At 56.5% G+C, this 9,299-nt stretch carries 10 protein-coding genes; 9 read left to right on the forward strand and 1 reads right to left on the reverse strand.

From position 1 onward, the window contains the following. On the forward strand, positions 1 to 325 hold a 325-nt coding region (locus ACH2EH_RS19760; protein ID WP_395144377.1), incomplete at its 5' end, for a DUF350 domain-containing protein. Between the two features lie 36 nt (positions 326 to 361). Here ACH2EH_RS19760 and ACH2EH_RS19765 read toward each other — a convergent pair. After that, on the reverse strand, positions 362 to 658 hold the full coding sequence (locus ACH2EH_RS19765; RefSeq protein ID WP_395144378.1) for a zinc ribbon domain-containing protein: 297 nt from the start codon (positions 656 to 658) through the stop codon (positions 362 to 364). Between the two features lie 209 nt (positions 659 to 867). Here ACH2EH_RS19765 and ACH2EH_RS19770 point away from each other — a divergent pair, with 209 nt between their 5' ends. From ACH2EH_RS19770 to nadB, 8 genes are all read left to right on the forward strand, one after another. Then, positions 868 to 2,397: a polyamine aminopropyltransferase gene (locus ACH2EH_RS19770; protein WP_395144380.1), complete on the forward strand. Its 1,530-nt coding sequence runs from the start codon at positions 868 to 870 to the stop codon at positions 2,395 to 2,397. Continuing rightward, positions 2,388 to 2,747 (forward strand): adenosylmethionine decarboxylase, encoded by a 360-nt coding sequence (gene speD, locus ACH2EH_RS19775; RefSeq protein ID WP_395144382.1) that lies wholly within the window; start codon positions 2,388 to 2,390, stop codon positions 2,745 to 2,747. Before ACH2EH_RS19770 ends, speD begins: the two co-directional genes overlap by 10 nt. Then, positions 2,744 to 3,799, forward strand: a complete 1,056-nt coding sequence (locus ACH2EH_RS19780) for a hypothetical protein (RefSeq protein ID WP_395144384.1) — start codon at positions 2,744 to 2,746, stop codon at positions 3,797 to 3,799. The genes speD and ACH2EH_RS19780 overlap by 4 nt, the downstream gene beginning before the upstream one ends. A gap of 16 nt (positions 3,800 to 3,815) precedes the next feature. Next, positions 3,816 to 4,760, forward strand: coding sequence for an LPP20 family lipoprotein (locus ACH2EH_RS19785; protein ID WP_395144386.1), 945 nt, complete (start codon positions 3,816 to 3,818; stop codon positions 4,758 to 4,760). Between the two features lie 52 nt (positions 4,761 to 4,812). Further along, a complete protein-coding gene (locus ACH2EH_RS19790; protein ID WP_395144387.1) occupies positions 4,813 to 5,832 on the forward strand; it encodes an NlpC/P60 family protein in 1,020 nt (339 codons plus the stop codon). 60 nt (positions 5,833 to 5,892) lie between these two features. Further along, the gene (locus ACH2EH_RS19795; protein WP_395144389.1) at positions 5,893 to 7,053 is read left to right on the forward strand and encodes a hypothetical protein; all 1,161 of its coding nucleotides are present in this window, start codon (positions 5,893 to 5,895) and stop codon (positions 7,051 to 7,053) included. 6 nt (positions 7,054 to 7,059) lie between these two features. Continuing rightward, on the forward strand, positions 7,060 to 7,770 hold the full coding sequence (locus ACH2EH_RS19800; protein ID WP_395144391.1) for a hypothetical protein: 711 nt from the start codon (positions 7,060 to 7,062) through the stop codon (positions 7,768 to 7,770). Further along, positions 7,763 to 9,299, forward strand: a 1,537-nt coding sequence (gene nadB / locus ACH2EH_RS19805; RefSeq protein WP_395144392.1) for an L-aspartate oxidase, incomplete at its 3' end; no start/stop codon positions are given. The genes ACH2EH_RS19800 and nadB, both read left to right, overlap by 8 nt.

Here is a 9,299-nt window from a genome sequence, read left to right on the forward strand (position 1 = left end):
GGTGGCGGTAGCCACTTTGGAAAATAGCATCATGAAAAATACTCTCGCAACGCTTTTACTTCTCGGAGCCGCGACGCTCCCAGCACTCGCGCAAGAAACGGCTGGCCGCTCTCGTCAGAGCCTGATGGAAGGCATTGTCTCCACGCTTGTTTTTGGGATCATCGGAATCGTTCTTGCGACCATTGGCTTCAAGGTCTTCGATCTAGCCATCAAAGCGGACATCGAAAAAGAGATATTTGAAAACAAAAACATAGCAGCAGCCATTCTGGCCGGGTCAGTGGTGCTGGGTATCTCGCTGATTGTCGCACTCACAATACACTCGTGACAACTCCCCCGCCTAAAGACGGGGGCTTCTATGAGGTCAAGCCTCAACGCTGTATTGTCCTACAGCGATTTTAAGAATGTTGAGAGAAGCATTTAAGTCACGGTGACAAGACAGTCCGCAGCACGGGCAGTTATAGACTCTCTCACAGAGAGACATTTTCTGCCGGTGCTTGCATTGGTTGCAGTCTTGACTCGTGTACGCAGGATTTACCTTGATCAATTGTCGCCCGGCACATTCTGCAGGGGAACCGCATTTGGATTCGCGAGACCCCGATTTTCCAGTTTTGGGGAGTTTTACCAATTTTGCGAGGCTGGCCAAAATCACCGTTCCCATCTACAAAAGAGGATATATGCATATTATAGAGATAACTCTATTTTTAGACAAAACGGGTAACTCATGCCAAATGCGGTTCCCCTGGTGCACCATACCACGTACAGCAAGGATTATGTCAAGTATGTTACAATTATCTTTTCAATGCGGATGCCGATTCATCCGCCGCCTAAAGGCGGCTTTCTCGGACGATTCGCTGTAAAACCACTAAAATGAGTGAGCAAGACCGCCGTGAGGCGCTGACCCTTCTGACCAGCGTCTTTCTGGTGGCGGCTTGTGGTCTGATCTACGAGCTACTCCTGGCAACCATCTCCTCCTATCTCATTGGTTCCTCGGTGACCCAGTTCTCGCTGTGTATTGGCGTCTTTATTGGCGCAATGGGGATTGGCTCGTATGTCTCTCAGTTTGTCACAACCCATTTACTGCGCTGGTTTCTCACGGTGGAGATCCTACTGGCTGCGGTCGGAGGCTGCTCCGCGTGGGCGCTCTTTGGGGCCTATGCCTATCTAGGGGGCGTTTACTACGGCGTGCTTTTTTTACTCATCGGCCTGCTGGGTGCGCTGGTGGGCATTGAGCTCCCCTTACTGACGCGCTTACTAGCACGGTACGGAGCGCTTAAAGAGACCATCGCCCAGGCGCTCTCGTTTGACTACATTGGCTCCCTACTCGGCTCCGTGGCCTTCCCCCTGGTCTTTCTGCCCGCACTGGGAATGACACGCACGGCATTTGTCGTCGGGCTGCTCAATCTGGGAATCGCAGTCTGGAACTTGCGCATCTTTTCGTCGCGACTCAAGAACAGTCGCCTTCCCCTGCTACTCTGCGCACTTCTCGCCGCATTTCTGGGCTTCGGACTCATCGTCGCGGATCAGGCAGGACGATTCTTTGAGAAGCGACTCTACGACGATGAGATTCTCTTTGCGCGGCAAACCCCCTATCAAAAAATCGTGGTGACGCGCTTTCGCGAGGATCTTCGACTCTACTTAGATGGGAATTTACAGTTTTCGTCGCTCGATGAGCACCGCTATCACGAGTCTCTTGTGCATCCAGCGATGAGCCTGACAATAAACCCGGAGTCCGTACTTATTCTGGGCGGCGGCGATGGCCTGGGCGTACGCGAGGTACTCAAGTGGCCGATGGTAAAAAAAATAGTACTGGTAGATATAGATCCCGCCATGACAAAGATCGCCCGTAGCTACCCGAGCCTGAAGGCGCAAAATGCTGGAGCCCTGGATGATCCGCGCGTCACACTTATCCATGAAGATGCTTTCACCTACCTGAATAAATCGGGGGCACTACACTCCGTGATCATCGCGGACTTACCCGATCCTAATAGTGAGGCGCTTGCCAAGCTCTACTCGCGTGAGTTCTATCGTATGATTCGGCGGCGGCTCGCTCCCGGCGGAATGTTCGTCACGCAGGCCACGTCCCCCCTCTTCTCGCGTGATGCCTACTGGTGCATTGAGCGCACAGTCGCAGCCGCTGGGTTTGCGACAACGCCCTATCATGTCTATGTCCCCAGCTTCGGCGACTGGGGATTTGTTCTTGCCAAAGATAGCACCAAAGCCCCCAAACTCACGGACACAAAACTCACGGGTCTCGCTTTGAAGTATCTCACGCCAGAAATACTGAGTGTACTAACGGTCTTTGATGCGGAGTCAAATCCCACGATTGTGGGGCCGTCCACCCTGGATCGCCCGCAAGTTGTGCGCCACTACGAGCGCGGAGCCAAGCGGTGGGAGTAGAGAATCAGCCCATTGGGATCCATATTATTCTGGACGGCTATGAGATCTTGCCCGAGCGTCTCACGGATGCCGCACGGCTGGCACAGGCGCTCACCGATGCAGCGCAGGCAGCAGGGATGACCCCACTATCAGAGCCTAGTATGCATCTCTTCCCAGGTGGCGGGCTCACGGCGTTTCTGCCACTCGCGGAGTCGCATCTCGCTCTGCACACCTACCCAGAGCACGGCTACATCGCGGCGGATTGCTTCACCTGTGGCATGCCCGATGGGGCTGACCGCGCCGTCGCTGTGCTCTGCGCCGCGCTCGGCCAGGGCCGCTTTGACATTCGCCGACTGGAGCGTGGCCGTTGAAGCCCCGCTGGATCGTCTCAGCGCGCTACGATCTGGCATTTTTTATCGGCTCCTGTGTCTTAACCTTCGCCTTTTATGGGCTCTACCGAGCGGCACATCACCTCGGGTTTCTGCTCCATGGCGACAGTATTTTGATCACCTATTTTTTCTTTACGGCGCTCTTCGATCATCCCCATATCTTCCAGACATTTGCCCGTACCCACGCCGACAAAGAGGAGTTCACCAAGCGCCGGGGCCTCTACACCTGGGGGCTAGCGGGCTTTATTACCGTCGGTTTTATCGGGGTGGCGCTCAAGCTGGAAGCCTACTTCATTGTAGGGGCGGCGGTCTATGGAACTTGGCATATTATGCGCCAGCACTACGGTTTCATCAAGATCTATAAAGCCCTCAACGACGACAGAGCACCTCTGGATAACTGGCTTGACGGCCTTACCTACTTCACGGGAATGTTCGCCTGCTTCTTCAACGACTACGGCGATGTCCGTGGGCCTCTTGTCGTCTATGGAAGCGTCAAAGTGAGCGTCCCCAATCTGCCGGGCGAGTGGGGCGAGGGACTCTGGGTGGTGTTTCTGGTTCTGCTAACCCTCTTTGGTTTTCGCCAGGTGGGCCGCGCGATGCTGGGCGAGCGCGTGAACCTGCCTAAGATTCTCCTGATGCTCTCGGCCCTCGGAACACACTATTTTGTTTTTTTCGCTACCGCCACGCCGTTCCTAGTGGCCGAGGCACTGGAGACCGCGTTTCATGATGTGCAGTACCACGCCTGGATGGCGCACTACGAGAAACGCCGTTTTCCTGGCATTCGTCACGTTGCGCTCAAGTGGGGCCTCACGGCGCTGGCCTACGGTGTCATTGTGGGAATTATCGAGATCAAGGGGCTGCTCCAGCCCGACGGCTGGGCGATGTGGGCATTTATTCCCTTCACAATGGTGGTGATCTTTCACTACTTTGTGGACGGCCTCATCTGGAAAATGCGTGACTATCCTGAGCTGGGCAAGTTGCTGCTAACCGCAAAAACTCCTGTCACGAATCCCGCTTCCCCACCGTCTCAGTAAATCAGGAGACTTTCAGATGACACGTCGCAACCTGCTTTTTGCCGCACTCACACTCACGCTGCTCTCACTCCCAACACGGACGGTATCTGCTCAGGGCGACGGTGATCCCTACGTGGATACGGTTGCGCAGGGAAAAGGCCGCATCAACTACGCCACGGGAGTCGTGAAAGCCACCGGCTATGGTGCCCCTCCAACCGGCTCGCAGAACCCGGCACAAGCACGGCTTATGGCGTTGGGTGCCGCTAAGACCGACGCGCTCCGTAACCTCGCGATGGCCGTGAGCTCGATTCAGGTGACGGCCACCACAAAGGTCAAAAACTATGTCACGGAAAGCGATACGATCGAGACCAAAATAACAGCCCTTCTGCAAAATGCACAGATCGTCTCCGAGACTCTCGGCAAAGACGGTATCGCATCCGTGACGGTGGAAATTCCGCTGTACGGGAAACGATCGGTCGCCACGGCAGTTCTGGCAGAGGTTCTTCTTGGCCTTCCTATACCGGTGCCCGTGCCCGCAGCAGTGCCAGTGCCCGCAGTGTCGGGTGGGTTCAAGGAGCCAAAACCGATACCCAAGAACATCGCCCTGCAAGTAACTCCGCCCACTAAGGAAGGCCCCTTCACTTCAGTGATAGTGGACTGTCGAGGGCTGGAGATTCAAGCGGTAATGAGCCCTAAGCTCTACGATGTGAGTGGCCGAGAGATCTATGGGACACTGCATGTAGATATTGATTACGCCATCGAGGTTGGGATTGTGGGCTATCCACGCACTGTGGAAGAGGCGCTCGTCGGCAAGCGAACCGGAGAAAAACCACTTATTGTCAGAGCCATTCGGGCAAAAGATCCGTATAAGATAGATATCATGCTCTCCAACGAAGATGGTCGTCGTATTCTGGAGGCGAACAAGCGTGATGGCTTCCTAGAAAAGTGCCGTGTGATCCTTCTCTGTGACCCCGTACGCTAATCATGGTGGACAGGGCGGCAACGAAATACCTAGAATCTACGTCCTAATACGTATGAAAAAATTCTGGGTACGCCTGAAGGCGATTGGTTGTCTGGGATGTCTGGCACTCATTGCTCTTTTGTACTTTTTACCTGCACTCCGTGAGTTTCTCTTTACGCGCTCGATGCAGTCACAGACACTTGAGCGGCAGGAGACGACACGTAAGTTCTTCACGATGATCCACTTGCTCCCGGAGCAAACAGCTCCCATAACAGTTCCCGCACCTGCCGCGACACCCACACCCGTACCCATGGCTACCCCACTCCCACAAGCAACTCTGGAGCCGACACCAGAGCCCCCCGCTATCGCGACTCCCGAGCCTGCGATGCTTGCGGAGCGCACTGCCGAGGCCGTGGTGATACGGCGCGGTGAGGAAGAGATCGGACGTTTTACCACACTTTATAAAACCGATATGCCTGGAGGAAATGGCCCAGCGGCTGTGAGTGGCCCGCATGCGTGGTGGGCGACCAAAGAGCTACTCTTCCATGGCGATCTGGTGACCAAGAAAATTGAAGTTTTTCTGCCCTATGCCGGAGCGAAGGGCGAGATCACAGCGCTCAAATCTGACGATGAAGGTGTCAGTGTTACCACGAGCTCCGGGCAGAGTCTGCGCGTTCTGCCTGAGCGCCATGTCTGGAAAGGCTTCGTCCGTGCCCCCCTAGGACCCGAGACGGCGGAGCCGGGCGCAAAGCATGCAGGGCTCAAGAAAACCATAGAGGGCTGGATTGGGACACCCTATGTTTGGGGAGGCGATACGAAGCAAGGCATAGACTGCTCTGGGCTCGTCTGTCAGGTTTTCAAAACGGCGAAGATCACGCTGCCACGCACCTCCAAAGAGCAGGCCATTGTCGGCAAGCCCGCCACGGACGAGCTACACTGGGGTGACCTACTCTGCTACGAGGGGCATGTCTCGATCTATGTGGGCAATGGCCGCTCCGCCGAGGCACTGGGCACAAAAGAGGCGGGGGGGGCGGTCAAGTACGCGACTATCTGGCACCGGCCCTGCACCGGAGCGCGCCGTGTTCTGCCGTAGCTCTCCCTAACGCAATCTACTTTCGGCGCACTTCTTGCCATAGAGAGCTCCTGAAGAACTATGGAACCTATTCGTGTGATCATGCTGGGGCCGACCCAGTCCGGCAAAACGCTTTTTTTGTCCGCAATGTGGCAAAAGCTCCAGTGGCCTCTGGATCCGGGATTCCACCTGGAGCCCGTGACAGCCGACAGCTACCCCGACACTGCCTCGCGCAACAAGCTGGATCGGATCTACACCCATCTGATCTCTCAGAGTGACTTTCCTCCTGGCACGGCACTCGGCAGCAAAGCCAACTACCGTTTCGCCTGTCATGTTCAGATAGATCAGCAAGCCTACAAAGCCTGCAACTTCGAGTACCTAGACTATGCAGGGGGTTTGCTGAGCGGCGAGAGCCTCCACGACGAAGACTTTGAGCAAGCCGTCGCGGAAGCAGATGTCTTGCTCGGCCTCCTCGATGGAGTTCGTTTACTCCTAGCGATGAGTGCAGATGAAGAGGCGCGGGAGTGGATTGGGCAGGAGCTCGCTCCGATTCTGGTGCGAACGGCCTCGACACTTCGCAAGTCCGCGCACAGGCCTCTCTCCATTCATTTTGTGATCAGCAAGTGGGATGCCATCAGTCAGCTTGCCCCGCACCTTACCCTGGAGCACTTCCGCAGCTTCCTCAATGAAATTCCAGCAGTTCAGGCACTCCTCTCGCTGCTCTCCCCCAATGCGACCGTGCGCTTGATCCCCGTGAGTGCTCTGGGCGAGGGCTTTGCGAAGATGGAATCAGAGACGGTGGACGATGGCGACGGGAACCGCCGCATCTTGATCCACACACGCAAGCGCCACACCCCGGAGAGTAAAATCTCCCCCATTCCCTACAATGTCGAGATTCCCATTGCTTGCTGCATCCCGGATGTGCTCACCCAAAGACTCGCTCTACTAGACAAGGATAAAGAGACAATTACCCACAAACTAGCGCATATTGAGACACCTCATGTCACTTTTGCGCAGCGTCTGGGGGCAGTCCGCGTTCCCGTCTTACGTGAGCTGGGCCAGTGGCTAGCCCGCACCGAGGAGCAGCGCCGCACCGATACTGTACGCACGCTACGGGAGCGCTACCAGAATGTCACCGATACGGAGAGTGCGTTTCGGTATCTCGTGCAGTTCTGTAGTGCCCTGCGCGACTCGTTTGAAAAAGAAGAGCCCCACTCTGTCCTAAAACGGGGTAAGCTCTAAGGTAGCGTGGCAGTGACCTCCAAGACAACCCTTCCCCCTCAGGCGACTATTATCCCTGCCTGGCCCTTTCTAGTAGCAAACCATGAGCTAGGCCGGGTGGACTACCGGACACTTATCGCACCGGATTTTCTGAGTGATCAGGGCTGTAGCCAAGTTCTGGCTTCTCTGCCACTAGACGGCGACGACGACACCGCTCACTCCTGCTATCTCACGTACCGAAGTGAGTCGGGGGAAACCTGTCGCATCGCTACTCTCTACCAGACACGCACCATCGCGACCGAGGAATTCTTCCCCGTCAAACCACAGCGCGCTGTCCAGATTGTCGTTGGGCTGGTGGTACTACGAACCTTTCCAGATCAGGGGATTAGCCTCTCTCTGCTAGACGAGAGTTTCGCACTCTACGAAGACGACTACCGAGCGTTTTGCAGCGCCCCCCAGCCACGTGGCTTTCCCGTGATCCAGTCCTGGCCACTGGCCGCGCCCCTGACCACTTCCCCGACGATTGTCACTGGTCTGCCTGAGCTAAACGCCACTCGTCTTATTCCTACAAGCTACCCCAGCCGCCCCGCGCATGTTCTCCCCCAGCAGCGCGCACAGCGCGCCTTCCCCATCGCCCGACATCAGGTATTAGAACAAATACGACAAGACGCACTTTTAACGCGCTTTTTGAAGCGCTTCCGCTGGCCTCAGCGGGTAAAATACGAGCACGATGACTGAAATTCAGGGGCCGGAAGCCGTGCTTTTCGACTTTGTGGTGATGGGTTCGGGGATTGCGGGGCTGACGTTTGCACTCAAAGTAGCGGCGGTGGGCACCGTAGCCCTGGTCACCAAGAAAGACCGCTCAGACTCCAACACCAACTGGGCCCAGGGAGGGATCGCCGGAGTAATGGCTCCCGATGATTCTTTTGATCTGCACATCCAGGATACGCTTATCGCGGGCGCGGGTCTGTGCCACGAGGATGCGGTTCAGGCGCTGGTGACCGAGGGACCTGAGCGGATTCGAGAGCTCATCGCGCTGGGGACAAATTTCAATAAAGAAAACGACGGCGGCTTCGCGCTCACGCAAGAGGGCGGTCACTCCCGGCGACGGATTCTCTTTAACAACGATCTGACGGGCCGAGAGATCGAGCGGGCGCTGGTTGAAAGTATTCACTCCCACCCCTCCATTGTGGTCTACGAGCACCATCTTGCCATTGATCTAGCAAAATCCAAGGACGACGACGAGCGGATCTGCGGAGTGTATGTCCTGGACACACTCGATGGCGAGATCGCGACATTTCTGGCGAGGCGGGCCGTGTTTCTGGCGACGGGTGGTTGCGGGGCTGTCTATACCCACACCACGAACCCGGCAATTGCTACAGGCGATGGGGTGGCGATGGCATTTCGTGCGGGCGCGAAAGTGGCCAACATGGAGTTTATCCAGTTTCATCCCACAACACTCTTCCATCCCGCAGCACGTAGTTTTTTGATCTCGGAGGCCGTTCGTGGCGAGGGCGGAATCCTACGCGATAAGTCCGGGCGCGCCTTTATGCTAGACTACGACGAGCGCGGTAACCTGGCGCCACGGGATATTGTCGCACGTGCCATTGATGCGGAGTGCAAAAAGCAAAACGAGCCGTGTATGTTTTTAGACATCACACACATAGACTCCCTAGAGATTCAGCATAGGTTTCCTAACATCTATGCACGATGCCTGAGCTACGGAATTGACATGGCCCATGAGCCGATTCCCGTGGTACCTGCTGCGCACTACATGTGTGGCGGCGTGATTACGGACCTCCATGGGCGCACCAGCCTGCCGCGCCTCTTTGCCAGCGGGGAAGTCACCTGCACGGGCGTCCACGGCGCAAATCGCCTGGCGTCCAACTCGCTGCTGGAGGGCCTCGTTTTCTCTCACCGCGCCGCCCAGCTCTTTCTGACCAACACGGATGAGACTCCGCCGCTGCTGGAGCATGTCCCCCCGTTTCGCCCCTACCGAGGCCGCGTCCGCGTCGCCGACACCGAGGCGCTCAAGCAGCGCATCCAGACCGCCATGACGAAGTTCGTCGGGATTGTCCGTAGCGATGAGCGTCTGAAGCAAGCCGAGACAGCGCTGATGGTGATCATGGATGAAGTGGAGCGGCTCTACGCCACTTGCCGCCCCACGGAAGATCTGCTAGAGCTTCGCAATCTGGCGCTCACGGCGCAGCTCATCATTCGATCCGCCCAGCACCGCAAAGAGTCACGCGGCTTGCACGCGACAACAA

Origin of the sequence: Armatimonas sp., assembly GCF_043760365.1 — a bacterium.
Classification (GTDB): Bacteria; Armatimonadota; Armatimonadia; order Armatimonadales; family Armatimonadaceae; genus Armatimonas.